The organism is Streptomyces sp. TLI_053 (genome assembly GCF_900105395.1).
Lineage (GTDB): Bacteria > Actinomycetota > Actinomycetes > Streptomycetales > Streptomycetaceae > Kitasatospora.
In genome coordinates, this window is the sequence record NZ_LT629775.1 from 1,534,946 (window position 1) to 1,560,281 (window position 25,336).

The 25,336-nt window shown below is 74.2% G+C and carries 20 protein-coding genes; 9 read left to right on the plus strand and 11 right to left on the minus strand.

Going from position 1 to position 25,336, the window contains the following annotated elements:
* The first annotated feature begins 118 nt into the window (after positions 1 to 118).
* The 4 genes from BLU95_RS05890 (at position 119) to BLU95_RS05905 (ending at position 3,620) form a co-directional block, all read left to right on the plus strand.
* Entirely contained in the window at positions 119 to 1,111 is a 993-nt protein-coding gene (locus BLU95_RS05890) for a Gfo/Idh/MocA family protein (RefSeq protein WP_093859030.1), read from the plus strand.
* Complete coding sequence (locus BLU95_RS05895) at positions 1,108 to 2,361, plus strand: DegT/DnrJ/EryC1/StrS family aminotransferase (RefSeq protein ID WP_093859031.1); 1,254 nt, start codon at positions 1,108 to 1,110, stop codon at positions 2,359 to 2,361. The genes BLU95_RS05890 and BLU95_RS05895 overlap by 4 nt, the downstream gene beginning before the upstream one ends.
* A complete protein-coding gene (locus tag BLU95_RS05900) occupies positions 2,358 to 2,789 on the plus strand; it encodes an NUDIX hydrolase (protein WP_093859032.1) in 432 nt (143 codons plus the stop codon). The genes BLU95_RS05895 and BLU95_RS05900 overlap by 4 nt, the downstream gene beginning before the upstream one ends.
* A 129-nt stretch (positions 2,790 to 2,918) precedes the next feature.
* Positions 2,919 to 3,620: an XRE family transcriptional regulator gene (locus BLU95_RS05905; protein WP_502689808.1), complete on the plus strand. Its 702-nt coding sequence runs from the start codon at positions 2,919 to 2,921 to the stop codon at positions 3,618 to 3,620.
* A 75-nt stretch (positions 3,621 to 3,695) separates the two neighbouring features.
* Here BLU95_RS05905 and BLU95_RS05910 read toward each other — a convergent pair whose 3' ends face one another.
* Positions 3,696 to 5,336: an alpha/beta fold hydrolase gene (locus BLU95_RS05910; protein WP_231978340.1), complete on the minus strand. Its 1,641-nt coding sequence runs from the start codon at positions 5,334 to 5,336 to the stop codon at positions 3,696 to 3,698.
* Between the two features lie 340 nt (positions 5,337 to 5,676).
* Here BLU95_RS05910 and BLU95_RS05915 point away from each other — a divergent pair, with 340 nt between their 5' ends.
* Positions 5,677 to 6,288, plus strand: a complete 612-nt coding sequence (locus BLU95_RS05915) for a hypothetical protein (RefSeq protein ID WP_093859033.1) — start codon at positions 5,677 to 5,679, stop codon at positions 6,286 to 6,288.
* A gap of 122 nt (positions 6,289 to 6,410) precedes the next feature.
* On the opposite strand, the gene BLU95_RS05920 is transcribed toward BLU95_RS05915, so the two are convergent.
* Together BLU95_RS05920 and BLU95_RS05925 are read right to left on the minus strand one after the other, a co-directional pair.
* Positions 6,411 to 7,277 (minus strand): WD40 repeat domain-containing protein, encoded by an 867-nt coding sequence (locus tag BLU95_RS05920; protein ID WP_093859034.1) that lies wholly within the window; start codon positions 7,275 to 7,277, stop codon positions 6,411 to 6,413.
* Between the two features lie 139 nt (positions 7,278 to 7,416).
* Entirely contained in the window at positions 7,417 to 8,748 is a 1,332-nt protein-coding gene (locus BLU95_RS05925; protein ID WP_093859035.1) for an MFS transporter, read from the minus strand.
* Between the two features lie 485 nt (positions 8,749 to 9,233).
* Here BLU95_RS05925 and BLU95_RS05930 point away from each other — a divergent pair, with 485 nt between their 5' ends.
* A complete protein-coding gene (locus tag BLU95_RS05930) occupies positions 9,234 to 11,588 on the plus strand; it encodes a xanthine dehydrogenase family protein molybdopterin-binding subunit (protein WP_093859036.1) in 2,355 nt (784 codons plus the stop codon).
* A gap of 52 nt (positions 11,589 to 11,640) precedes the next feature.
* Positions 11,641 to 12,108: a (2Fe-2S)-binding protein gene (locus tag BLU95_RS05935; RefSeq protein WP_093859037.1), complete on the plus strand. Its 468-nt coding sequence runs from the start codon at positions 11,641 to 11,643 to the stop codon at positions 12,106 to 12,108.
* A gap of 1 nt (position 12,109) precedes the next feature.
* Here the strand turns inward: BLU95_RS05935 and BLU95_RS05940 are convergent, their stop codons facing one another.
* Positions 12,110 to 12,433: a hypothetical protein gene (locus tag BLU95_RS05940; protein WP_093859038.1), complete on the minus strand. Its 324-nt coding sequence runs from the start codon at positions 12,431 to 12,433 to the stop codon at positions 12,110 to 12,112.
* A 140-nt stretch (positions 12,434 to 12,573) separates the two neighbouring features.
* Between BLU95_RS05940 and BLU95_RS05945 the strand changes: the two genes are divergently transcribed.
* On the plus strand, positions 12,574 to 14,295 hold the full coding sequence (locus tag BLU95_RS05945; RefSeq protein ID WP_093859039.1) for a hydroxysqualene dehydroxylase: 1,722 nt from the start codon (positions 12,574 to 12,576) through the stop codon (positions 14,293 to 14,295).
* A gap of 24 nt (positions 14,296 to 14,319) precedes the next feature.
* On the opposite strand, the gene BLU95_RS05950 is transcribed toward BLU95_RS05945, so the two are convergent.
* Positions 14,320 to 15,384: a polyprenyl synthetase family protein gene (locus tag BLU95_RS05950; RefSeq protein WP_093859040.1), complete on the minus strand. Its 1,065-nt coding sequence runs from the start codon at positions 15,382 to 15,384 to the stop codon at positions 14,320 to 14,322.
* Positions 15,385 to 15,568: 184 nt separating this feature from the next.
* Here BLU95_RS05950 and BLU95_RS05955 point away from each other — a divergent pair, with 184 nt between their 5' ends.
* Positions 15,569 to 16,756 carry an alpha/beta hydrolase gene (locus BLU95_RS05955; RefSeq protein ID WP_093859041.1) on the plus strand — a complete coding sequence of 396 codons (1,188 nt, stop codon included), beginning with the start codon at positions 15,569 to 15,571 and terminating at the stop codon, positions 16,754 to 16,756.
* 62 nt (positions 16,757 to 16,818) lie between these two features.
* On the opposite strand, the gene BLU95_RS05960 is transcribed toward BLU95_RS05955, so the two are convergent.
* The 6 genes from BLU95_RS05960 to BLU95_RS05985 all read right to left on the minus strand — a co-directional run bounded on the left by BLU95_RS05960 (position 16,819) and on the right by BLU95_RS05985 (position 25,330).
* The gene (locus BLU95_RS05960; protein ID WP_093859042.1) at positions 16,819 to 17,418 is read right to left on the minus strand and encodes a TIGR03086 family metal-binding protein; all 600 of its coding nucleotides are present in this window, start codon (positions 17,416 to 17,418) and stop codon (positions 16,819 to 16,821) included.
* 260 nt (positions 17,419 to 17,678) lie between these two features.
* Complete coding sequence (locus tag BLU95_RS05965) at positions 17,679 to 18,437, minus strand: SDR family NAD(P)-dependent oxidoreductase (protein WP_093859043.1); 759 nt, start codon at positions 18,435 to 18,437, stop codon at positions 17,679 to 17,681.
* A 253-nt stretch (positions 18,438 to 18,690) separates the two neighbouring features.
* On the minus strand, positions 18,691 to 19,455 hold the full coding sequence (locus tag BLU95_RS44970) for a LysM peptidoglycan-binding domain-containing protein (protein WP_093859044.1): 765 nt from the start codon (positions 19,453 to 19,455) through the stop codon (positions 18,691 to 18,693).
* A 673-nt stretch (positions 19,456 to 20,128) separates the two neighbouring features.
* On the minus strand, positions 20,129 to 20,797 hold the full coding sequence (locus BLU95_RS05975; RefSeq protein WP_093859045.1) for a response regulator transcription factor: 669 nt from the start codon (positions 20,795 to 20,797) through the stop codon (positions 20,129 to 20,131).
* 99 nt (positions 20,798 to 20,896) lie between these two features.
* Positions 20,897 to 22,618: a sensor histidine kinase gene (locus BLU95_RS05980; RefSeq protein ID WP_093864674.1), complete on the minus strand. Its 1,722-nt coding sequence runs from the start codon at positions 22,616 to 22,618 to the stop codon at positions 20,897 to 20,899.
* A 225-nt stretch (positions 22,619 to 22,843) separates the two neighbouring features.
* Positions 22,844 to 25,330, minus strand: coding sequence for a SpoIIE family protein phosphatase (locus BLU95_RS05985; protein WP_231978341.1), 2,487 nt, complete (start codon positions 25,328 to 25,330; stop codon positions 22,844 to 22,846).
* Positions 25,331 to 25,336: the final 6 nt, after the last annotated feature.

The following is a 25,336-nucleotide window of genomic DNA, read 5'->3' on the forward strand; positions in this document are numbered from 1 at the left end:
CTGCGCGTACGGGCGGGACCACCCCGGGACTACGGACAACGCCTGGATGGTCACTGCAAGTTGAGCTCTACTCGTCGTGCACCGACAAGTTCCTTCACACAGCGGAAGGAGTCCGCGCATGAAACGACGCGTTGCGGTCATCGGCCTCGGCCACCAAGCGCTCGAAGACCACCTGCCCGGCCTGCTCGGCTCCAGCAGAGCCGAGCTGGTCGCCGTCTGCGACAGCAACCCCGACACCCTGCGGCAGCGGCAGGAGGCGCTTCAGGTCCCGGGATTCACCCGTGCCAGTGAGCTGCTGGACACGTTGTCCCCGGACTTCGCGGTCGTCGCCGTCCCGCACCACGCCGGCCGGGAGGTCGTCCAGGAGTGCGCCGCCCGGGGTGTCCACGTTCTCAAGGAGAAGCCGTTCGCCACCTCGGTGGAGGAGGCCCGAGAGCTCGCCCGGGTCTGCGAGGCCGGGCAGGTCGAACTGATGGTCACGCTCCAGCGGCGGTTCAACCCGATCCACAGCAGCGTCGCCGGGCTGCTGGACCAGATCGGTACCCCGTTCCTGATCGACGGCCAGTACACCTTCCACACCGACGACCCCGGAGGCGGATGGCGCGGGGACGTCCGACAGGCCGGGGGTGGCTGCATCATCGACATGGGCTACCACCTGATCGACCTGCTGCTTTGGTACTTCGGCATGCCCAGCCGGGTCATCGCCGAGTTCTCCACTGCCGCTGTCCCCGACGGCGGATACGACGCGGAAGACACCGCCGTCATCCAGCTCGGCTACGACGCCGGCCTGTACGGCTCGGTACTGCTGTCCAGGTGGGTGGCCCCGAAGACCGAGCGGCTGCACGTGGTCGGCACCCGCGGCTCGGTGCTGCTGACCAAGGGCCAGGTCCAGCGGCTCGACCTGGACGGCGCGGTCGCGGAGGAGCTGACACGCCCCCATGCGCCCGCGTCGGCATCGGCTGCACAGATCGACTACTTCTGCCGGGTCCTGGACGGCGAGCGGCCCAACACCTCCAGCCCGAACCAGCACCTCGCGCACGCCGCATTCATCGCCTCCTGCTACCGGTCCAAGGCATCCGGATGCTATATCGACCCGAGGGAGATGCTGTGACCAGCACGCTCGCCCTGCTCGGCGGCCAGCCCACCATCACCGCCGCCGGCCCGCACTTCACCTGGCCGCCGATCGACGACACCACGCGCGCCAAGGTCGCTGCCCAGTTGGAGGAGGCGATCTCCGTCCCGGGCCGGTCCGGCATCGTCGCCGAGCTGGAGGACGGCCTGCAGGCGTACTTCGGCGTCCGGCACGCGGTCACCACCAGCTCCGGCACTGCGGCCCTGCACGCCGGCTACTGGGCTGCCGGGATCAAGCCCGGTGATGAGGTCATCGTCCCGGCCTGGACCTTCCACGCCACCGCCTCCCCGCTGTTCCACCTCCGGGCGGTTCCGGTGCTGTGCGAGACCGGGCCGGACGGCAACATCGACCCGAACCGGATCGAGGAGCTGATCACGCCGCGGTCCCGGGCGGTCATGGTCACCCACTTGTGGGGCAAGCCCGCCGACATGACCGACATCGTCGCCGTTGCCGGCGCCCACGACCTCATCATGCTGGAGGACGGCTCCCACGCGCACGGCGCGAGCATCGCCGGGCAGAGGGTCGGCACCTTCGGCCTCGCCTCGGCGTTCTCCCTCAACGGCCCCAAACCGCTGTCAGGCGGCGAAGGTGGGTTCGTCCTCACGGACGACGACGACACCTACCACCGGGTCATCACGTTCGCGCACTACAACAAGCGTGCCAAGTCCGAGATCCCGAACGGCCAGCCGCTCGCGCGGTACGCGGTCACCGGGGCCGGTCTCAAGCTCCGCATCCACCCGATCGCCGCCGCCATCGCCCACGACCAGCTGGCCCGCCTCGACGGCTACCTCGCCGAACGGGCGGAGATCGCCCGCTACCTCAACAGCCGGCTGGCCCGGATACCGGGCCTGGAGGTCACCGAGATGCCCGAAGGAGTGGTCCCGTCCTGGTACGGGTTGACGTTGACCTACCGGCCCGACGTGCTCGGCGGTCTGCCGATCGAACGGTTCCACGCGGCGCTGATCGCCGAGGGTGCCACCGAGTTCGACCGGCCCGGCTCCACCTGCCCCATGAACCAGCTCCCGCTGTACCAGCAGCCCGGCCCGCTGTTCCCCGGCCACCCGCACTCCCACCGTCGCTACAGGGCTGGGGACTTCCCCGTCGCCGAGTACGCCCACGCCCACACGATCAAGCTCCCGGTCTGGCATCGTGAACAGGATCTCGAACTGGCCGAGCAGTACGTCCGCGCGGCCGTCAAGATCAGCGACCACCACAAGGAGCTGCTTTGACCATCTCCCCCGAATTCGTGGCCGGCCTGGCAGCCGACGCCGAAGCCGCCGGAATCACCGGCTTCGTCGCCGCCGCCGTGATCAACCACAACGGCCGGGTACTGCTCGTGCGCCGCAACCCCGACGACTACATGGGCGGGATGTGGGAGATCCCTTCCGGCAAGGTTGAGCCCGGGGAGACGATCCTGGACGCAATGTACCGGGAGACCACCGAGGAGACCGGCCTGACCGTCGACCAGGTCATCAGCTACATCGGGCACTTCGACTACTGGAACAGCAGCGGCGGGACCACGCGCCAGTTCAACTTCGCCGTCACCGTGGAGAAGTCCGAGCCGGTCGTACTCACCGAGCACGACGCCCACCAGTGGGCGCTGCCTGGCGTGCTGCCCGAAGTGAGCGACGCCGTACGCGATCTGCTGACCAGCTGACGCCGTGCACCGTGGGCCCGGACGCCCCGTCCGGGCCCACGGCCGGGCGCTGTTCCAGGCGCCCGGCCGCAGTGATCTCAACGGGCATTCGGCGGGAAGGGGACGTTCCCGTGGCCTTCCGCCGCCTGCTTGTGGTGCGAGTCGTACGGGCAAGCCCTCGGAGAACCCAACGACGCCAGCAAGAGACTCGTCCAACGGTGGGAATCGGGCGACGTGCGCACGCCGCGCCCGGTCTACCTTCGAGCATTGGAAGCCGTGACCAAGCTGTCGGCGGACCAGCTGGGTTTCGAGTCCACCCACTTGCCGCCGTCTCGCGTGACGGACGACGGAGCCGGAGGTCATGACATGACGAGAGACCAGCCTTCGCGGCGCCCGGCTTCCGCTCCCGCCGCCGCGGGCGACGACTACAGCGGGATATGGCTGAGCCACTACGAGTTCTTCAGCAGCAGCCGGGCGAACACCTTCGCCGGGCTGCACCACGTACTGCTCGAACACCACGGGAACCGGATCACGGCCACCTCCCTGCCCGGCGCCTCCTCCAACCCCGACTCGCCGCTCACGCTCGACCTCACGGTCGACCGCAACGTCGTCACCGGCACCTGGACGGAGCAGACCGCAGACGCCGGCTACTACCGGGGCGCCCGGTACCACGGCGCGATCCAGCTGCTCGTCGACCCCACGGGCCGCCACATGGCCGGCAAGTGGGTGGGCTTCGGGAAGGAGTTCGACGTCAACACGGGCCCGTGGGAGCTGCGGCTGCTGGACCGGTCCACGGCGGACGAAGTGCTTCGGCGGTACAGCGTGGCGCCGGACAGTCCGCCGTCGGACTGAGCGCCGACGGCCGAACGGCCCGCTCCCCGGGAGGCTGTTCCCGGGGGCGGGCCGTTCGGTGTTTCCGGGGTGGCGTCAGGCGACGGGCGGGAAGGCCTCGACGTCCGGCTTGAGCAGCTGGCCGGGGGCCGGGGCCTTCTGGTTCACCAGGTAGTCGGTGACCAGCTTGCCCAGCTCCTTGCTGCGGCCGACGGCGCAGTGCTCGACCACGTCCACCGAGACCAGCACCGCGTTGCCCAGCTGGCGCTGCATGCGCTGCGAGAAGGTGTAGTTGGTGGCCGGGTCGTAGAGGTTGCCGATGACCATCACCGGGGTGGCGGTCTTCCGGTTCCACGGGCCGGTGAAGGTCTCGGCGTCGCGGGCCGGGGCCGGCCAGGAGGCGCAGGTCGGGCCGTCGAAGGCCTGGTAGCGGCCGAAGGTCGGCGACTCCTTCTCCCACGGCTTGGCCAGGTTGGCCAGGGTCCACGGGTTCGACGGGTACGGCTTGTCCTGACAGTTGACGCCGTAGTAGGAGTCGTCGGCGGAGTACGGGGTCTCCGGCAACGCCTCGCGCAGGGCGTTCGGCACGGTCTTCGCGAGCACCTTGGCGTTCTCGACCACGGCCGGGTCGACGGTCGGCGCGGCAGCCGGCGCGGCGGCGACGAGGCTCTGCGCGGCGGCGGCCGGGGCGTTGAGCACCTGGTAGGCGGCCTGCAGCGACACCGCGAGCGGCGCCTGGAGGCGCTGCGCGTAGAGGGAGCTGGCGACCTGGCTGGTGAAGCTCGACAGGGTGACCTGGGTGCCGTCCGGCAGCGTGATCGGGCTGGTGCGCAGGTGGTCGCGGAGGGCGTCGAACTTGGCCCGGGTGTCGCCCGCGCCGAAGGCGCAGCGCGGGGCGCCCGCGGTCTGGCAGCGCTTCAGGAACTCGGTCAGGGCGACCTCGAAGCCGACGGCGCGCTGGCGGTCGTACTCGACGCCGTCGTGCATCCGCAGGTTGGGGTCGACGTTGCCGTCGACGATCAGGGCGCGCACCTTGTCCGGGTACATGCCCGCGTAGGTGGCGCCGATCAGGGTGCCGTAGGAGAAGCCGGCGAAGTTCAGCTTGCTGTCGCCGACGGCGCGCCGCATCCGGTCGAGGTCACGGACCACGTTGATGGTCGACATGTGCTCGATGAGCGGGCCCGCGTTGCGCGAACAGGCGTCGCTGTAGTCCTCGGTGGCGTCGATGGTCTGCCATATCTCGGCCTTGGTCACCGGGACGCCGATCATGCGGTCGTTGACGCCCGCGGCCTCTTCGTCGGTGGTGAAGCACTTCAGCGGGTTGCTGCGGGCCACGCCGCGCGGGTCGAAGCCGACCAGGTCGAAGCGGTCCTGGACGTCCTTGCCGAAGCGGGTGGTGGTCGCCCACAGGTAGCCGCTGCCGCCCGGGCCGCCGGGGTTGAGGAACAGCGAGCCGATCCGCTTCGCCGGGTCGCTCGCGCGACGGCGCATCATCGCGATGCCGGTGGTCTCGCCCTTGGGGTGGTCGTAGTCGAGCGGCACCTGGTAGACGGCGCAGTCGTAGATCTTCGGGTCCGGCTGGCTCGGGTCGGGGTTGCACGGCTTCCAGTCGACCGGTGCCACCTTGGCCTCGGCGGCTGCGCCGGGGGCCGGTGCTGCGACGGCCGCCGCGGCCGAGCCTGCGACGAGGGCGAGGGCACTGGTGACCGCCAGTACCGTGCCGGTGAATCGGGACACGAAACCTCCTCCGGTTCTGCGAACGCCGGACAGCCTGTCAGTCCTCGATCAACAGGGGAAGACGTGTGCGGCCGCAGATTCTTGCGGCCGATGCCCGAATGGCCGTCAATACCCCTTATCGGAGCCGGATTGACGGGAAACAGTGCGGTCGATGGCCGAAGATCATCATTAACCGTATGACCTGGCGGACCGGGGGCGCGCCGGGAGCGCCGGACGCCGGGTCGTGCGCCTGCGCTCCGTTGACCGTGTACAGCACCGACTCGATACTCGGCGTTGCGAAACCCTGACCGATCCCTGCCTGATGATTCGCCGGCCACCACCGGCGGAGAGGTGGACCCGCATGGGCTTCCCGAACACCCACGACGACGATCCCGCACCCGACCTCCGGCTCCGGCCGGGCCGCCGCGCGGTCCTCACCCGGGCGATCGGCCTCACGGCGGTGGCCGGCCTGGGCGCCGTCGCCGCGATCGGGGCTGCGGCGGAACCGGCCGCGGCCAAGGACGCCAAGGAGGCCAAGCTCCTGGCGAGCCAGGCCGACTGGCGCTTCTGCGTCAAGTGCTACGGCCTGTTCTTCCGCGGCTACCCCACCGACGGCGCCTGCCCGGCGGGCGCCGGCCACGACGCGGCCGGCTTCAACTTCAACATCCCCCACGACATCCCCGAGACGCCGACCGCCCAGCACAACTGGCGCTTCTGCACCAAGTGCTACGGCATGTTCTTCTGGGGCTACCCCGACAACGGCCGCTGTCCCGCCGGGAACGCCCACGCGGCCGCCGGCTACGACTTCGTCCTGCCCCACGACATCCCGGAACCCCCCGGCTCGCAGCGCAACTGGCGCTTCTGCCCGAAGTGCTACGGGCTCTACTTCTACGGCTACCCCACCAACGGCCGCTGCCCGGCCGGCAACGCCCACTCGGTGGCGGGCTACGACTTCGTCCTCCCGCACCTGTAGCCCGCCCCGCCACCCCGGGTGCGGGCGGAAGGCCGCACCCGGATCCGCCCTCTGCGAGGACCGGAGCGGGGCATCGTTCGGTGCCGAAGACCCGGTCCACCGAAGCGACCGATCGGCCGAGGTCAGAACAGGTCGCTCACGTCGAAGAATCCGACCTCGTACGTCGGGGGGAGTCCGAGCACGGGGCGGGGGTCGGTACCGTCCAGCGCGCAGCCGAACAGGCCACCGGGCAGAACCTGGACCAGCCTTCCGGCGGCGACAGCGAGCGCCCCGCCCACGTGCTCGGGCACCCGGTCGAAGCGCCGGACCCCTCCGGTGGCCACGTCGTGGAGGAACAACGGCGGAATGCTCTCGTCGGAGAACTCCTCGACCAGCAGTAGTTCCCGCTCACCGGTCCAGGCTCCGTTGGGGCTGCCCAGGGCCGCCAGCCCCTCGTAGCGGGCGAGGGCCGAACCGTCCGCGAGGGACAGCACCACCGTGTCTGTGCGGTCCTGCTCCTCGTCGATGAAGCCCACCGCCAGCAGTGTGCCGTCGGGCGACCACGCCACCCCGCTGTCCGACCGCCAGCCGCCGGCCGACCACAGCGGCTTCCGTGCACCCGTCTCCAGGTCGGTGACATCCACCCGCACGCCGTCCTCGTCGACCAGGGTGGCCATCGAACGACCCTCGGGAGAGAGCGCCGCCTGCTCGACGAGGCCGTCCGTGCCCGCGTCGAACCCCTGCCGCTCGCCCGTCGCGAGGCGGAGCAGCACCAGATCCCGGGCCGGCCGGTCCTCCGGTCCGGTGCGGAGCAGCAGGTGGGTGCCGTCCCGGGACAGCGCCAACGGCACCGCTTCGGGACGGCCCGGCAGGCCTGCCACCCCGACGAGCTCACCCGTGTCCGCGTCCGACAGCAGCAGGGTCGAGGCCCCTTCCGGTGGTCGTACGAGCGCCGCGAACGCGGCCCGCCGCACCGGCCTCGGGTCGATCGTCCCGGGCCTGAACTCCACTGATCTGTCCGCCCTCACGGCACCTCCGCGGCTCTCCGCCGGGCCCTCCCCGGCCGCGCCGGAGCATAACAACCGGGGGCGCGCGGCCCAGGCCGGAGCAGCCCGCCCGGCGGGGATGTCCGGCCCTCTGCCCCCGGCCTCAGCCGGTGGGCGCGAGGGGCGCGACAGCGGGCTCGACGGCGGGAGCCAGCCACGGGCGGTCGCGTTCGGCCCGGCGGACAGCGGGGCCCATGGCGCAGCCGGCGGCGAGGAAGAGGACGCCGAGGACCAGCCAGCCCGGGCCGCCGCCGTCGAGGAGGAGGGCGGTCAGCAGCAGGGGGCCGGCGGTGCGGGCCACCGCCACGCCGGTGCCGAAGAAGCCCTGGTACTGGCCGAGCCGGTCCGCCGGGGCGAGGTCGAAGGCGATCTGCCAGGATCCGGCGGACTGCTTCATCTCGCCGAGCACCTGGAGCACCGCGCCGCCGACCAACAGGGCCGCCACCGCCCAGACCGGAACGGGCGCGGCCGAGAGCGCGAAGACCGCGCAAGAGGCGAGCAGGACGGCTCCCGCCTGACGGACGGCCCGGGCCGCCGAGGGCAGGCCGGTGACGGCGCGGGCGGTGCGCACCTGGAACAGGGTCACGCCGACGGTGTTGAGGACGAAGAGCGCCGAACCGAGCCAGCCGAGCTGCGGGGCGCGGTCGGCGATCCAGAGCGGGATCACCAGGCTGAGCAGGGGCATCCGCAGCAGCAGTACCGTGTTGACCAGCGTCACGAGCGCGTAGCGGCGGTCCGCCAGCACCGCGAAGCCGCCGTTCCGGGCCCGGGTACCGTCCCCCGCCCCCGCCGCACCGTCCGCCGGTCCGGCCTTCGCCACCGGGAGCACCGCCGGGACCACGGCCGGCAGTCGCAGCAGGATCAGCCCCGTGGCCAGGAAGCCCAGCGCCGTCAGCGTGAACGCGGCGAGGAAGGCCGCCCTGGTCCCGACCGTGAGCGCGACGCCGCCGAGCGCGGCGCCCACGGCGAGCCCGGCGTTGAGGGTGGCCTGCAGCCGGGCGAGTGCCGCCGTCCGCTCGCCCTCCGGGACGAGGCCGCCGACCAGGGCCTGCCGGGCCGCGCCCAGTCCGGACTGGGCGGTGGCGTAGAGGCAGGCGGCGACCAGGAACGGAAGGAAGTCGTCGACGACGAGGAACGAGGCGACCACCGCGGCGGTGGCGAGGGCGAGCACCGCCGCCGTGCCCCGGGGGCCGCGCCGGTCGGCGAGGTGACCGAGCGGCACTCCGGCGACCGACCCGATCGCCCAGGCCACCGCCAGACCGAGGCCGAGCCGGGTGGGCGAGAGGCCGACGATCCGGGTGAAGTACAGCGCGGAGCTGGTGTAGTAGGCGCCGTCTCCGATCGCGCTCACCAACTGGGCTGTCGCAAGGGTTCGTTGGGATCCGGACAGCGGGGTGCGGCGGGACGGCACGATGCTCCTGGGGTGGTGGGCCATCAGTGGTTCTTCGGCGTAAAGACCAGTCTGCGCCGATGGCGGACCACGCGGAAGGTCCAGTGGATCATCATGATCCTGGGCCACTTCCGCAAACCGTTTTGCGGACGCCCGCGCTCCGGGGCCGTCCCCTTTCCGGCGCCGAACCCGCCCTGCCCGCCCCCGGGAATCGGCTCGCGCCCCCTCCGCGCGCATCACTCGGACGGCGGTACCGCGCGCCCCGCCCGGCGTGTCGGGCGCCCTCCGTATCCGCCCCGTCCGACATCCGCACGGTTGTCCGATCATGCCCCAAGTGCCCGTGTTGACCGACCATTAGGCCCCTCCTATGCTCAGCCGCGTTCTCGTTCACGAACGTGGACACGACCAAACGTGCCCGCCCTCGCGAGCACCGTCCGGCATCCGCCCGGCACCGGGACGGGGACCCTCACGGCCCGCCCGTCCGGAGCCGTCACCCGGCGAGAGGGGCTCCTCCCATCAGCATCTCCATCGTGCCCCAGGCCGCCACGGGCGCCGCCGCCGAGCAGTCGTCCACCCCCGAGCCGGGATCCGCCGACACCGGTACCGATACCGACACCGGTACCGATACCGTCACCGCCGCCGATACCGGCACCGCCGCCGGCACCGACCGCCGACGCTTCCTCACCTACCTGCTCGCCGCGCCGACCCTGACCGTCGCCGCCCGGGCCGGACTCGACGCCGTCGCACCCGCCACCGCCCGGGCCGCCGAAGCCGCGACCGCCACCGCGGCCCCCGCCCCGGCCGCCCCGGCCGCCGCGCCCTCCCAGTTGCTCGGCCTGCCCGGCATCCCGGACATCGTCGACCTCGGCGAGGCCCTCCAGATCGCCGGTCTGCCCACCGCGCACCTGCTCGTCCTGGAGATCACCACCGCCGGCCGCGCCGTCCTCCACCTGCCCCGCCTGGAGGTCGGCCAGGGCCTCACCACCACGGTCGCCATGATGGTCGCCGAGGAACTCGACGCCCGGCTGACCGATGTCGATGTCCCGCTCTCCGACAGCCGCCCCGACCTGCTGTTCAACCAGCTCACCGGGGCCTCCAACTCGGTCCGCACGCTCTACGACCCGGTGCGCGGCGCGGCCGCCGCCGCCCGGGCCCGGCTGGTCACCGCCGCCGCGCGCCGCTGGTCGCTGCCCGCCGACACCCTGCGCACCGCCGACTCCGCCGTGACCGCCCCCGACGGCCGCCGGGCCGGCTACGGCGAACTCGCCGCCGAGGCCGCCGCCGTCGTGGTGCCCGCCGTCCCCGCCACCCCCAAGCCGCCCGGGCAACGCCGGGTGATCGGCCGCCCGACCGGCCGCATCGACGCCCGCGACATCGTCACCGGCCGCGCCAAGTACGCCGGCGACCTCGCCGTGCCCGGCGCGGTGCCGACCGTCGTCGCCCGGCCCACCACCATCAACGGCACCCTGGCCTCGCTCGACGCCTCCGCCGCCCGCGCCATGCCGGGCGTGCTCGCGGTGGTCACCGTGCCCACCGGGGTCGCCGTCCTCGCCGAGACCTTCGACCAGGCCCTCAAGGCCCGCGACGCGCTGCGCACCACCTGGAACCCGGGCCCGGTCGCCGCGCTCTCCGACGCCGACATCCGGGGCAAGCTGCGCGCCGCCCACGCGCCGTTCCTGATCCCGCCGCTGCTCACCCAGTACGTGGACGGCGAGTTCGACTTCGCCTTCGTCAACCACGCGCCGATGGAGGTGCTGACGGCGATCGCCGACGTCCGCCCGAACCGCGCCGAGATCTGGTTCGCCGCGCAGACCCCGATCGTCGCGCAGCAGACCCTCGCCGCCGAACTCGGCCTGCCGCAGGACGCGGTGACGGTGCACGTGGTGCGCGGCGGCGGCTCCTTCGGCCGCCGGCTGTTCTACGACGCCGCCGTGGAGGCCGCGCGGATCTCCCGCGCCGCGGGCCGCCCGGTCAAGCTGATGTGGACCCGCAACGACGACATGCGGCACGGCCGGATGCGCCCCGCCAGCCACCACCGGGTCCGCGCCACCTACGGGCTCGGCCAGGTGCTCAGCTACGAGCACCGCGCCGCCACCGTGACGACCGACTTCGGCCACGGACTCGGCGAGGCGCTCACCGCCGCCGGCTTCCAGCTCTCGGTGGCCGGGCTCTCGCTCGCCCAGGCCTTCTTCCTGCTCAGCCAGAGCAACCCGTACAACGTGGGCGTCCCGACCCAGTTGCTGGCCGAGGTGCCGCTGAAGATCCCGACCGGCAGCTGGCGCTCGGTCTACTCGGGCACCGTCCGGGTCGCCGACGAGATCATGACGGACGAGCTGGCCCGTCGTCTCGGCCAGGACCCGGTGGCCTTCCGCCGCGCCCGGCTGCGGGAGCCGGCCGGCCGGGCCGTGCTCGACACCGTCGCCAGGGCCGGCGGTTGGGGCCGCACCATGCCGGCCGGACAGGCGCAGGGCATCGGCTACCACTCCGAGAACGGCGGCCGTACGGCCTACCTGGTCGAGATCGACGCGACCGACCCCAGGCAGCCCCGGGTCACCAAGGCCGTGATCGCCGCCGACGTCGGCACCGTGATCAACCCCACCGGTCTGGAGGCCCAGCTGACGGGCGCGCTGATCGACGGGATCTCGGTGGTCCTCCAGGCCGGCAACCACATCGACCGCGGCGCCGTCCGCGAGGGCAGCTTCGGCGACTTCCACTACGCACGGCAGCGGCACACCCCGCCGGTGGTCGAGATCCACCTGCTGCCCACGGGCGGACCGCCCGGCGGCGCGGGCGAACTGGGCGTCCCGGCGGCCTCCGCCGCCGTCGCCAACGCCTACGCCCGGGCCACCGGAACCAGCCCGCGTTCCTTCCCGATCAACTTCTGACCGACCCGGTCACCTCCCACCCGCTCCCCCGACCCCGAGGAACGCGCCTGCGATGCCCAGCCACACCTTCGTCCTCAACGGCCGCCCGGTCACCGTCGAGGCACCGGACGACATGCCGCTGCTCTGGGTCCTGCGCGACAAGCTCGGCGTCACCGGCCCCAAGTACGGCTGCGGCGTGGGCGTCTGCCGCGCCTGCACCAGCCACCTCGACGGCGAGGAGATCCAGCCCTGCACCGTGGCGGTCAAGGACTGCGCCGACCGCCGGGTCACCACCATCGAGGGCCTCGCCGACGGCGACACCCTGCACCCCGTCCAGGAGGCCTGGCTGGACTGCGACGTCGCCCAGTGCGGGTTCTGCCAGCCCGGCCAGATCATGACGGCGGTCGCACTGCTGCGCCGCAACCCCGCACCCACGGACGCCGACATCGACCAGATCCAGAACATCTGCCGCTGCGGCAGCTACCCCCGGATCCGCGAGGCCGTCAAACGCGCCGCCGCCCGGGCCGCCGCCGGCGGCTGAATCAGGACTGGTCCCAGACGTCGACGGTCAGCAGCGCGTCCGCCGGGCAGGCGGCGATCAGCTCCGGGTGCAGCTCCTGCGGCCGGAACTCCGCTCCGGGCCCGGCGTCGGACACCGAACCGTCGGCGAGCAGCGGCAGCACATCGCCCGCCCGGGCGGTGAACCGGTGCGGGTAGCCGTCGAACCGCGACTGCTCCGCCCGACCGGCCGCGGCCAGCCCGGTGATCCAGTCCAGCCCGCCGAGCCCGGTCTCCCACTTGGCCAGCACGGCGTCCTCGCCGTCCCCCTCCGTCGGCACCGTCACCACGAACCACCAGCCGAGCATCCGACCCCCTCCCCACCGGTCCCGTGCGGACCGTCACGAGCGTACGCGCCGCCGGGGACTTCCGGTGTGCGTTGGCCGTGTCCGCCCCGGCCATGATCGAATCATCCGTCGGGACCGGTCGCTGAGCGGGGGAGACGGACATGGTGACCAGCCGCGGGCGGGTGGCCGTACTGGGCGGTGGAGTGGCCGGGCTCACGGCCGCGACCGAACTCGCCGAGCGCGGCTACCGGGTGACGGTGGTGGAGCCGACCGGCTGGGGCGGCAAGGCCCGCAGCTCCGCCGTCCCCGGCACCGGGACCGGCGGACGCCTCGACCTGCCGAGCGAGCACGGCTTCCGCTTCTTCCCCGGCTTCTACCGCAGCCTGCCGGACACCCTCCGCCGGATACCGTTCGCCGACCGGCCGGACGGCGTCGCCGGCAACCTCCGCGAGGCCACTCACATGCTGACGGCCCGCTCCGGCCGGGTCGGCGAAGTCCTCACGGACGTCTCGCTCGCGGCCGGGGCGCGCAGCCCGCTGGAGTTCCTGCGTGCCACCGGCCTGCGCCCCGGCAACGGAACCGCCCTCGGCCCGGGGCTGACCGACGAGGAACTGCTCTACTACGCGAACCGCCTGCTGGTCTACATGACCAGCAGCGACGAACGGCGGCTCGGGCAGTGGGAGTCCACTTCCTGGTGGGACTTCACCCGCGCCGACGGCGCCTCGGAGGAGTACCGCCGGACGTGCGTGGTCGGAAACACCCGGACGGTGGTGGCCGCCCGGGCCGAGGTCTGCAGCACCCACACCGTCGGCGGTTTCCTCGAGGCGTTCGGCTACGGCTTCCTCGGTCTGGGCGAGGTACAGGCCGCCGACCGGGTGCTGAACGCCCCGACCAGCACCGCCTGGATCGACCCGTGGGTCGCGCACCTCGACACCCTCGGCGTCCGGACCGAACTCGGGTGGGCGGTGGAGCGGCTGACGGTGGCCGGGGGCGCCGTCACCGGCGCGGTGCTCCGCGGTCCGCGCGGGCGGCGCGAGGAACTGACGGCCGACCACTACGTCTGCGCACTGCCGGTCGACCGGATCGGTGCCCTGCTGGAACGCGGACTGGCGGCCGCCGCCCCGGAGCTCAAGAGCGTCACGGAGCTGCGGACCGACTGGATGGTGGGCATCCAGTTCTACCTGACCGAACCGGTGCCGGTGGTCCGCGGCCATGTGCAGTACCTCGATTCGCCCTGGGCGCTGACCTCGATCAGCCAGGCCCAGTTCTGGGACTGCGACTTCCGTGCCACCTACGGCGACGGCACGGTCGCCGACTGTCTGTCGGTCGACATCTCGGACTGGGACACCCCGGGCATCCGCTACGGCAGGCCGGCCCGCGACTGCACCCCGGCCGAGGTCGCCGCCGAGGTCTGGGCCCAGCTCTGCGACGGGCTCAACGGCCCCGGCCGGCCGACCCTGCACCGGGGCCTGCTGCACTCCTGGCACCTGGACCCGGCGGTGCGCGGCCTGGGCGGTCCGGGCCCGGCCGTCAACGACGAGCCCCTGCTGATCAACACCACCGGGTCCTGGGCGGCCCGCCCGGCCGCCGCGACGGCCGCGGTCAACCTCTTCATGGCCGGCGACCACGCCCGGTGCCCGGTCAACCTGGCCACCATGGAGGGCGCCAACCAGTCGGCGCGGCTGGCGGTCAACGCCCTGCTCGCGGCCGCCGGGGACGCCGCCGCCCCGGCCGAGGTGCACGAGCTCCACCGGCCCGCCGAGCTGCGCCGGCTGAAGGAGGTGGACGCCGAGCTGTACCGGCAGGGCCGCGCCCACCTCCTGGACGGCCCGGCGCCCTGGGAGGAGACCGGACGGGGCGTGCGACCGGGTGGCGGTGAGTGAGTACGCGCGACCGGGTGTCCGGCGTCAGCGCTCCCGGTCGGTGATCAGTCCGGCCAGCGCCGCCAGCTCGGCCGCGGCGACCGGGTCCCGGGTGAGCGCGCCCAGACGACCGCGGGCCGCGGCCGCGTGCCCGGCGGCCCGCTCCTCGGTCCAGCGGCGCCCGCCGGCCCGCTCCACCAGCAGCGCCAGTCCGGCCGGATCCACCACCGCACCGGCCGCGGCCCGCCGGTAGTTCGCGGCCAGTCGCTCGCCGTCCGCCGTACCGGAGTCGAGCGCCGCCACCACCGGGACCGAGAGCTTGCGCCGACGCAGGTCGTTGAAGACCGGCTTGCCGGTTACGGCCGGGTCGCCCCAGATCCCCAGCAGGTCGTCCACCAGCTGGAACGCCATCCCGAGGTCATGGCCGAACGCCGCCCACCCGGCCACCGCCTCCGGCCCGGCCCCGCCGTACAGGGCGCCCAGGCGGCAGGCGCAGGAGAACAGCGAGGCGGTCTTGGCCGCCACCATCTCCAGGCACTCGTCCGGGCCCACCCGTTCCCTCCCCTCGAAGACTAGGTCGAGGCTCTCCCCCACGGCCAGGTCGACCAGCGTCGTCAGCAGCGCGGCCGAGGCTTCCCGGCCCACGCCGCCGCCTCCGTCCCGACCCCGATCGCCGTCCTCGTCGCCGTCCTCGTCGCCGTCCTCGTCGCCGTCCACCAGCACGTCGAGGACGGTGAGCAGCAGCCCGTCCGCCGAACGCGCGGCCGCCGAGGGCCCGAACACCCGCCAGGCGGCCTCCCGGTGCCGCCGCACGGTGTCACCGTCCAGCACGTCGTCGTACAGCAGCGAGAGGTTGTGCACCACCTCCACCGCGGCGGCGGCCGGTACCGCCCGCCGGCGGTCCCCGCCGGCCGCCCCGGCGCAGGCCAGTGTCAGCGCCGCGCGGACGAACTTCCCGCCCTGTCCGGGGCCTTCCCCGGACCAGCCGAACTGGTAGGCCGCCACCCGCCCCGCGCTCCCGCCCAAACGGTCGACCCACGAACGCAGTTGACCGTCGCAGGCCTCCCCGGCCGCCCGCAGCAGCCGCTCCGCCGACACCTCTCCCGCCACGCCCCGCCCCTTCGTCCGTTCCCCGCACCTTCACCGGCGTGCTGCGACGATCCTCCCCCGCCCCCGCGCTCCCCCGAGCACCGAGGCCACCGCCGGGGGCCGGCCGTGCTCGATCTGGTGGCGGCGGGGCGATCCGCCTAGGGTGAGCCGGCGTCCAAGTCGCTTACTCGAAGGGTGGTCGAGGATGATCCGGCGCCGAACGCTGCTGACCTTCGCGGGTGCGGGAGGTGCGGCGCTGACAGTGCCGGGTGCCGCCGCCGCGCATGCCGCCCCCGCTCCCGCCGCCGCCGGCGGCGCGGGACCCGGTCCGGTCGACCTGCCGGGGCCGACCGTGCGACGGCCGGTCGGCACGCTGTCGCTGCGGCTGGTCGACCGGCACCGGCGGGACCCGTTCGCCCCGGTGCCGGGACCGCGCGAGCTGATGGTGCAGCTCTGGTACCCCGCAACCGGGACCGCCGGGCGGGCACGCGCGGCGTACACCACGGCGCGGGTCGCGGCCGTGCTGGATCGGAGCGCCTTCCTCGACCCGGGCACGCTCGGCCGGTTGCGCCCGACCGCGCGGGTGGCCGCGCCGCCCGTCCCGGGGACGCTCCCGCTGCTGCTGCTCGGGCACGGCCGCAAGGGCGGTCGCAGCAACTGCACGGCACTGGCCGAGGAGTTGGCCGCGCACGGCTACCTGGTCGCGGCACTCGACCACACCTATGACGCGGCGGCCGTGGAGTTCCCGGACGGCCGGGTGGTGCTGAGCGCGCTGGAGGACGAGCCCGCCGACTGGGACGCCGCCGAGCGCAGGGAGATCGCCGTCCGGACGGCCGATCTGCGTTTCGTGGCGACGGAGTTGACCACCGGCCGGACGGTCCGGCGGCAGGCCGGACTGCCGTGCGCCGACCCGGCGCGGATCGGGGTGCTCGGCCACTCGATGGGCGGCGCCGCGGCCGCCGAGGCGGTCCGGCAGGACCGGCGGTTCGCGGCCGGACTGGACCTGGACGGCGGGCTCTTCGGCTCGCCGGTGCCGGACGAGGGTCTGGACCGGCCGTTCCTGCTGCTCACCGCGCTGGACGACCACGACACCTGGCGGCGCTGGCGCGAGCACCAGCGCGGTTGGGGACGACACCTGCGACAGGGCGGCTCCGGTCATCTGAGCTTCACGGACCTGCCGCACGCGGCCGGCCCGGGACGCGTGGCCGAGCACCTGCCGCCGGAGGTCTGCGCCCAGTTGTTCGGCGCCATCGCGCCGGAGCGCGCGACCGAGCTGGCGCGGACGTACGTGCGGGCGTACTTCGACCGCTTCCTGCGCGGGCGCCCCACGCCGCTGCTGAACGCTCCCTCGCCGCGCCACCCGGAGATCTCGTTCGTCTGGAGCCGCGGCTGAGGAGAGGTCGTCCCGGCCGCCCGGGGCGCGCTCCGGCCCGCCACCCGACGGCCTCGGGCCCGCTACCCGGCGGCCTCGGGCTCGCGGCCGAAGAACGCGGCGAGCCGGTCGTACACCGGCGCGTCCTCGGCGACCGGGACCTCCGGGCCGAAGGCGTGCTGCTCCTCCTCGCTCCCCCGGTACTCGGGCCGCAGCGCGCCGCGCGCCCAGTCCAGCGCCGCCCGCCCGACCTCCTGGTCGAGCCCGCTCGTGGACTGGCCGGTGGCCCGGGCGAGGTCCCAGCCGTGCACGGCGAACTCGGCGATCTGCTGGTCCACCGGGAAGCGGGCCGGCAGTTCCCCGGCGCCGGGGATCTCGATGACGCCGCCGAGGTCGCCGGCCTCCCGCCAGGCGGCCACCAGACGCTCCGCGCCGGCCTCGAAGCGGTGCAGCCAGTCCTCCTCGACCCGCTCGAAGGGCTCCGACCAGTCGGGCGTGCCGCCCTCCGCCCGGACGGTGAACTGCCGCAGGTCGTGCAGCAGGTGACTGATCAGCTGTCCGACGTCCCAGGAGCGGCAGGGGGTCGGGTGGCCGGCGAGTTCGGTGCCGACGCCGTCGATCAGCCCGGCGGTCTGCGCGAGCGCGCGGGCGAGCAGCTCGATCGGGTCTTCAGCTCCGGTCATGACGCACCTCTCCGTCGGCGGGGCCGTGCCGGCCCCTCGCGCGGGACCCGTGCTCGGGCGCGCGGCCGGTCGGACGCGCGCCCGAGCACGTGGTCGGACGGGCCGATCGTAAACGCGGGCACCGACAACCGGCCCGGAGCCGCCCCCCGGGCCGCTCGTCGGCGTGTCCGGCCGGTCCGGCCGGTCCGGCCGGGCGACGGACCGGCAGGACGACGGACCGCCCGGGCGGCGGACCGACCGGGCGGCGGACCGACCGCCGGTCAGCCCGCGAAGCCGCCGTCCACGGCGATCTCGGCGCCGGTGATGTACCGGCCCTCCGCACCGGCCAGGTGCGCGACCGTGGCGGCGACGTCGGAGGCCCGCCCGAAGCCGCCGACCGCGGTGAAGCCGGACTGGAAGTCGGCCCCGGGACCGTCCGCCGGGTTCATGTCGGTGTCGATCGGGCCGGGGTGGATCACATTGACGGTGATCCCGCGCGGGCCCAGCTCTCGGGCCAGCGTCTTGGTGAGCCCGATCATCGCGGCCTTGCTGGTGGCGTAGAGGCTGCCGCCCGCGAAGGCGGCCCGCTTGGCCATGCAGCTGCCGATGGTGACGATCCGCCCGCCCTCGCCCAGGTGGGCCGCGGCCGCCTGGGCGAACAGGTACGGCGCGCGGACGTTGACCTCCAGCACCCGGTCGACGTCGGCGAGGGCGGTCTCCTCGATCGGGCCGACGTGGCCCACCCCGGCATTGTTGACCAGGATGTCGAGGCGGCCGAAGCGCTCGGCCACCGCCTCGACCACGGCGCGGACCTCCTCCGGGTCGGCGCTGTCCGCGCGGACCGCCCAGCCGCGCCGGCCCATCGCGGTGATCTTGGCAGCGACGGCCTCGGCCCGCTCGGCGCTGCCCAGGTAGGTCACCACCACGTCGGCGCCGTCCTCGGCGAGCCGCAGGGCCACCGCCTCCCCGATCCCCCGGCTGCCGCCGGTCACCAGAGCCACCTTGCCGTCGAGCGCCGCTATACCGGTCGTGATCGTCATGTTGTCAGAACTCCTCGTGTCGTTCGTGGACATGACTCGATCCTCGGCCGTGGCGCCCCGGGAGTCCGGCGGTATTCGGACGTCGCGTTCAACGTTCAACTACCATCGGCGCGCCCCGACCGCGCGCCTCCGCACACGCCGCGCGCGGGACGCGCCCCGCGCGCCCCACCACTGCCCCCGACACGCCGAACGGCCGCCCCGGGGGCAGGGCGGCCGTTCGGTCCACCGGGGTGCGGGACCCGATGGGGCGGGGTCAGAAGGACAGGGTCTGACCCGGGAAGATGAGGTTCGGGTTGGCACCGATCGCCTTGACGTTCCGGGCGTGCAGGCCGGCCGTGTCGAGGCCGAACTTGGCGGCGATGCCGCTCAGCGTGTCGCCGCTCTTGACGACGTAGCCGCCGGCGGCGAAGCCCTTCTCGGGCGCGGCGGACCCGGCGGGCGCGGCGGGCTTCGCGGCGCCCTGCGGCGGGGTCTGCGCCGGGGCCTTGCGCGCGGGCGACTTCTGGCTCTGCGCGGGGGCCTGGTCGGCCTTGGCCGGCTGCTGCTTGACCGGCTGCTGCTTGACCGGCTGCGGGGCCTTGGGCTCCGGGTCGGGCGTGTCGGCGACGACGGCGGGCGCGCCGCCGCGGCTCAGGCCCGCCTTGGCCGAGCAGACCGGCCAGGCGCCGGGGCCCTGCGAGGCGAGGACCTTCTCGGCGACGGCGATCTGCTGCGCCCGGCTCGCCTGGTGGGCCTGCGGGGCGTAGGCGGCGCCGCCGTACGCCCGCCAGGTCGAGGGGGTGAACTGCAGTCCGCCGGAGAAGCCGTTGCCGGTGCTGATGCTCCAGTTGCCGCCGCTCTCGCACTGGGCGACGGCGTCCCAGGCGGAGGCGGGGGCGGCAGCGGCCGAGGTGGCCGTGACGAGGCCGGCCACCGGCAGGGCCGCGACAGCGGCTCCCGCCACCACGGCCATCCGAACGCGGTTGCGCTTGGTGGCGGCGGTGATGGTGGCAGCGGCGGTCTCGTGACGGGGGTTCATGGAAGTCCTTTCGGCAGACCCCGGGCAGGCATGCGGAACCAGGCCCCTGCCGGGGCCGGTTGTCGCTCCCTCACTCGCTGGGCGGCCTCGCACGTGTCCGACGTGCCCTGCCGCCCCGGCCACCCTCCGCTCGCCGACTGCCCGTTGGGGCCGGTCGCGTCGACGGCCACCGCCCTGGTGCCGATGGTCGGTCGGCGGGCCGTGGGTCGGGGGTGAACCCGGGTGGTGCTCGTTGCACCGCCAAAGAAGCTACGGCCGCTACCGGGCCGCATCAAGCAATTCTTGGTCGTCCCAGGTCAGTCGACTGTTACCGGCGGTATCGATCATGAAACCGACCCGGAAACGACCGGCTTTGACCGGATTCCCCGGCCCAAACGGTCGATTTCCGTGCGCTCGCTCACATCGGGTCGGCCGAAAGTCCGGGCGCTTTGTCGACTTACCGTCACCGATGACTGACGCACCGTCATGTCGGGGACCGGAGTTCCCGGTTCCACGGCCCGTCGAGGTGGCGTTCGCCACTACGACTACCGAGCGTGAGCAAATGGTTGCCCAACGCATGGCACACCATCCGTCCTTGCACGCACCGAACGGGCGGCCGGCCACCGCCCGGACGGACCGTCAACCGCCGACCGGACGGCCCGTCGGCGGTGCCCGAACGGGCCGTCAGCACGGCTCAGCCGATGCCGCCCAACCCCGCGTCCCGGGCCAGCAGCGCCGCCTGCACCCGGTTCTCGCACCCCAGCTTGGCCAGGATCCGGCTGACGTACGTCTTCACCGTCGCCTCGCTCATGTGGATCCGGGCCCCGGCGTCCGCGTTGGACAGCCCCTCGCCCAGCAGCGCCAGCACCTCCAGCTCGCGCTCGGTCAGCACCTCCAGCCGCCGCCGGGCCCGGGCTCCGCGCGCCGCCGCCGGCCCCGCCCCACCGTCGGCCAGCGAGTCGACGATGTGCCGGGTCGCGGCGGGCGACAGGAAGGCGTGCCCCGTGGCGGCCGCCCGGACGGCCTGGATCAGCTCGGCCGGCGCGGTGTCCTTCAGGAGGAAGCCGGCACCACCGTCGCTCACGGCGCGCAGCACGTTGTCGCGCTCCCCGAAGGTGGTGAGGATCAGCGCCCGCGCGCCGGGCGCGACCCTCGGCAGCTCGGCGAGCGCCGACAGGCCGTCCAGCACCGGCATCTGGATGTCCAGCAGGACGACGTCCACCCGGTGCGCGCGGGCGAGGTCCAGCGCCTGCCGGCCGTCGGCGGCCTCGGCCACCACGTCGATGTCCTCGGCGGAGGACAGGATCATCCTGATCCCGGCCCGGATGAGCGGCTCGTCATCGGCGACGAGGACTCGGATCACTGCTGGTCATCCCCTTGGTACTGGTCCTGGCGGACGGCTCCCGACGGTGCGGCGGCGGACCGGCCGGTGCCCCGCGGACCATCCTGGCATCCCCGTCGCTCACTGCTTCACCCGGTAGTGCTGCTTCTCGACCAGCACCCCGTCCTTGAAGCAGAACCGGACGACGGCGTCCTCGCCGAAGGCCGTCCCCCCGTTGTCGTCGAAGAGGTAGCGGACGCAGACCGACCCCTCCGGCGGGGTGGGGCCGGTGCCCTCCAGGTTCCGCAGGAAGAAGTCGCTGCCCCGCGGCAGCTGCTCGCGCACCTCCGCCTCCGGCATGCCGAGCTCCGCGCTGTCGTAGACCGACCGCCTCACCGTGGAATCCTCCGCGCCCCGGACGAAACCGACCACGCCCCAGATCAGCAGTCCGAGCACGGCCGCCAGCACCGTCACCCCGCCGACCGCGCAGCCGATCGCCGGGCTGCGCCGCTTCGGCGGCCCGGCCGCCGCCCCGGGCAGCCCGCCCGGCCAGGCATCCGCCTCCGGATACGCGGCCGCGATCTCCGGACCGGCCGCCGACCCGGTGTCGACGCCCTGGGCGCCGGCGCCGTCCACCCCCCGGTAGGGCAGCACGGCGGCCAGCCGGAACCCGGCCCCCGGGGTCGGACCGGCGTGCACCATCCCACCGACCAGCCGCGCCCGCTCGCGCAACCCGGTCAGCCCCTGGCCCCCGCTCACCACCGCCGGGGCGGCGCCACCGGCGCGCACCCCCACCGGTTCGGGCGCCGCCGGATTCACCACCTCCACCACCAGCGCGTCCGGCTCGTAGCGCAGCGCCACCGTGATCGGCGCCCCGGGAGCGTGCTTGTGCGCGTTGGTCAGCGCCTCCTGCACCACCCGGTACGCCGCGTGCCCGGCGGACGCGGCCAGCGGACGGCGCTCGCCGTCCCGGACCAGCGAGACCGGCGTGCCGGCCGCGCGGGAGGAGGCGACCAGCCCCTCGATCCCGTCCACTCCCCCGCCGCCGCCCCCGGGCCCGGGCCCGGCCACCGGTGCCGCCCCCGGCCCCTGACCCGGCGGGAGCGCCGTCGACTCGTCGTGCAGCACGCCGACCACCTCGCGCAGCTCCCGCATCGCCGCGACCGCGGCCAGCCGCAGCACCCCGACCGCCTCGCGCTGCCGGTCGGTGAGCGTCCGGTCGACCTCCAGCGCCCCCGTGTGCACCGAGATCAGGGCCAGCTGGTGGCCCAGGCTGTCGTGCATGTCCTGGGCGATCCGGTGCCGCTCACGCAGCCGCGCCTGGTGCGCGATCATCGCGTGCTCGCGCACCAGCTGCTCGTTGCGCTCGCGCAGCGCGTCGGTCAGCGCCCGGCGCTGCGCCCGGTACCGGCCCCAGAGCGCGGGCAGCACCGCGAGCAGCAGATAGCCGCCCAAGGAGAATCCGACGATGAGCTTGGCGGGGATCTGCCCGGCGTCCTTCACCAGCCCGAACAGGGTCATCAGCACCCAGCCCGCGGCGAACGAGCCGGCCAGCACCCCGACCCTGCGGATCCGGGCGCCGGCGGACCAGCCGACGCAGACCAGCAGCGGCAGCGTGCCGCCACCGAAGCCGCTGGCCACGGCGGTGAGCACCAGGGCGGTCGCGGGCAGGCCCCGGCGCAGCAGGAACAGGGCCGCGGAGACCAGCGCCGTCGGCACCGCCAGCCCGGTGCGGCTGAGCACCTCGATCGGCGCGGCGAGCCCGGCGATCAGCAGCGCGCCCACCAGCTCGCGCATCACCAGCCGGAACCGCCAGGGCCCGGGAAGTGCCGTTCGAACCGCCTTCGACCAGGCCCTCGTCATGACGTCCACCCGTCGAGGCTAACGAATCGCTCCTGGTCACCGCCGTCACCGTTCGTCGCGGCCGGCACCGACGAAAGTCGCTCCCGCCACCGGAACGGTCCGCCCCGGCCCCGCACACCCCTGCCTGGACGGTGCCCACCCCGCCCCGCCCCGACCCGCACCGGAACGGCCCGGCCCGGCCCCGCACACCGACGCACCCGCGCACCCGCGCACCCGCGCCGGGAGTCAGCGGTACCCGGTGAGCATCAGCGCCACGTCGTCGACCCGGTGCGTGGAGCCGACCTCCCGCAGCACCCGGTCGGCCAGGCCGTCCAACCCGGCGGTCGCGATCAGCCGGCCGACCTCCGGGCCCGCCAGCGCCGCCCGCAGCCGGTCCACCCCCGCGTCGATCTCCACCGCCGGGTCCTCGACCAGGCCGTCGGTGTACAGGGCGAGCACCGAGCCCGGCTCCAGCCGCAGGTCGCTGACCGGGTACACGGCGTGCTGGTCGACACCGAGCAGCGGCCCGCCGGGCACCTCCAGCGCCTCGGCCCGCCCGTCCGGGTGGCGCAGCACCGGCGGCAGGTGGCCGGCCCGGGCGAGCAGGGCGGTGCCCTCTCCCGGGGTGAGGCGGACCAGGCAGCAGCTGGCGAGCAGTCCGGGATCGAGGTCGAGCAGCAGCTGATTGGTCCGGGCGAGCACCTCGTCCGGCGGAATGCCGCCGGTGGCGAAGGCCCGCACGGCGCTGCGCAGCTGGCCCATGGTGGCGGCGGCACCGACGCTGTGGCCCTCGACGTCGCCGATGACCAGGCAGAGGTCCCGCCCGGTGACGATGGCGTCGTACCAGTCGCCGCCGATCTCCATGCCCTGGGTGCCGGGCAGGTAGCGGGCCGCGATCCGGATCCCGTCCAGGCGCGGCAGCCGGTGCGGGAGCAGCGCCTGCTGGAGGCCCCGGGCGAGGGTGAACTCGGCGTCGTACAGCCGGGCGCGCTCCAGGGCCTGGGCGATGAAGCCGGCCAGCGCGGTGAGCAGGCCGCGCTCCTCCAGGGTGAAGGGACGGGGCCGGTCGAAGCCGAGGATGCAGCTGCCGACCGGGTGTCCGGAGGCGATCAGCGGCAGGAACGCCCAGGCGCCCATGTCGTCCAGCGCCAGTCCGGGGTAGGCGGCGGCGAGCTGCCCGACGTTCTCGAAGAAGATCGGGGTGCCGGTGCTGAGCGTTTCGGCCCCGGGCACCCGGGCGCCGACCGGGGTGCCCTCGAAGCGGTCGAGGAAGCCGTCGGGGTAGCCGCTCTGCGAGACCAGGTGCAGGTGCTTCTCGCGGATCGTGTAGATGGCGAGCTCCTGTCCGCCGAGAGCGGGGAGGATCTCGTCGGCCACCGCCCGGCAGACCTCGCGGACGGTGACCGCCTCGCTCAGCGCGCTGGCCAGCTGGAGCAGGTGGTACATGACGCCGAGGCCGGTCCAGGTGCCGGGCGCGGCGGGTTCGGCGGCCGGGGCGGCGGCGTCGGGCGGCGGGTCGGCGGCGACCACCCGGCCGGTGACGCCGTGCGCGTCGGGATACAGCGAGAAGGCCAGCCAGTGGTCCGGCGGCCGGCGGGCGAGGAAGGCGGTGGGCTGCTGGGAGAGCAGGGCGGCCCGGTAGCGGTTCTCGTACACCGGGTCGGACAGCCAGGACAGCACCTGCCACGGGTGGTGGCCGACCAGGTCCTCGCGGCGGGCCTGGAGCAGCAGCTCGACGCTGTGGTTGGCGTAGGTGATCCGGCCGTCCGGGTCGAGCGAGAAGACGCCCTCGCGCAGCCGCTCCACGGCGGCGGCCGCGGCGGTGCCGGTGCGGGTGTCGAGCACGGCGCCGACCAGGCGCCCGCGGGCCCGGGGGCCGTCGCGGGGCACCCGGGCCCAGAGTTCGACGGGATAGGGGTGGCCGTCCCGGTCCAGCACCCGCAGCCGCGCGGCGAGCACCCGCCCCCGGTCGAGGGCTCCGCGCACCGCGGCCCGGAACTCCGGCAGGTCGCCGGGGGCGATCCGGGCGGCCAGGCTCTCGGCGCGGCCGTCGAAGTCGCCCGGGGCGAGCCCGAAGATCTCGCAGAACTGGTCGTCGGCGGCGACCTCGCCGAGCACCACGTCCCAGTCGAAGAGGCCGACCCGGGTGGTCGGCGCGGAGGGCGGGGTGAGTTCGACGACCGTGGTCTCGCCGTTCGGCTCGACCGGGTGGCCGGCCTCCTCCAGCCCGGCCAGTCCCGCGGCCAGCCGGGCGGCGACCGCGCGCACGTGCCGGCGCGCGCCCTCGGGCACGCCGTCGTCCGAGGCGGCCCAGAGCACGCCGAGCACCCCGAAGACCTCCTCGCCCGCCCGGACCGGGACGCTGGCGGAGGCGAAGTCGTAGGGCAGGCCGACGGCGAGCTGCGGGAAGCGCCGCATGGTGTCCTCGGTGTCGGCGAGCAGGACCGTGCGGCCGGTGCGGTAGCTGACCGCGGTCGGCAGCGGGCCGGCGGCGGCGATCCGCCGGAACGGGCCGAGCACGGACAGCGGCACGCCCGCGACCGCGCACAGCACCAGCGAGCGGCGGTCGCGGGACCGCAGGTAGACGGTCGCGCCGTGCGCGTCGGTACCGCCGAGCACCGTCCGGACGGCGGCGGTCAGCAGGGCCTCCCGCTCCCGCGCGGGGTCCCGGCGCTCCGGGCCCAGCGGGTCCTGGGCAGCGCCGACCACTGGACGGTGCGGGTCGGGGCGCACCGCCCG

Coding starts and splice junctions, on each gene's coding strand:
- BLU95_RS05890 (WP_093859030.1), top strand. CDS start 119: ATGAAACGACGCGTTGCGGTCATCGGCCTCGGCCACCAAGCGCTCGAA.
- BLU95_RS05915 (WP_093859033.1), top strand. CDS start 5,677: ATGGGCTTCCCGAACACCCACGACGACGATCCCGCACCCGACCTCCGG.
- BLU95_RS05925 (WP_093859035.1), bottom strand. CDS start 8,748: ATGGCCCACCACCCCAGGAGCATCGTGCCGTCCCGCCGCACCCCGCTG.
- BLU95_RS05935 (WP_093859037.1), top strand. CDS start 11,641: ATGCCCAGCCACACCTTCGTCCTCAACGGCCGCCCGGTCACCGTCGAG.
- BLU95_RS05940 (WP_093859038.1), bottom strand. CDS start 12,433: ATGCTCGGCTGGTGGTTCGTGGTGACGGTGCCGACGGAGGGGGACGGC.
- BLU95_RS05945 (WP_093859039.1), top strand. CDS start 12,574: ATGGTGACCAGCCGCGGGCGGGTGGCCGTACTGGGCGGTGGAGTGGCC.
- BLU95_RS05955 (WP_093859041.1), top strand. CDS start 15,569: ATGATCCGGCGCCGAACGCTGCTGACCTTCGCGGGTGCGGGAGGTGCG.
- BLU95_RS05960 (WP_093859042.1), bottom strand. CDS start 17,418: ATGACCGGAGCTGAAGACCCGATCGAGCTGCTCGCCCGCGCGCTCGCG.
- BLU95_RS05965 (WP_093859043.1), bottom strand. CDS start 18,437: ATGACGATCACGACCGGTATAGCGGCGCTCGACGGCAAGGTGGCTCTG.
- BLU95_RS44970 (WP_093859044.1), bottom strand. CDS start 19,455: ATGAACCCCCGTCACGAGACCGCCGCTGCCACCATCACCGCCGCCACC.
- BLU95_RS05980 (WP_093864674.1), bottom strand. CDS start 22,618: ATGACGAGGGCCTGGTCGAAGGCGGTTCGAACGGCACTTCCCGGGCCC.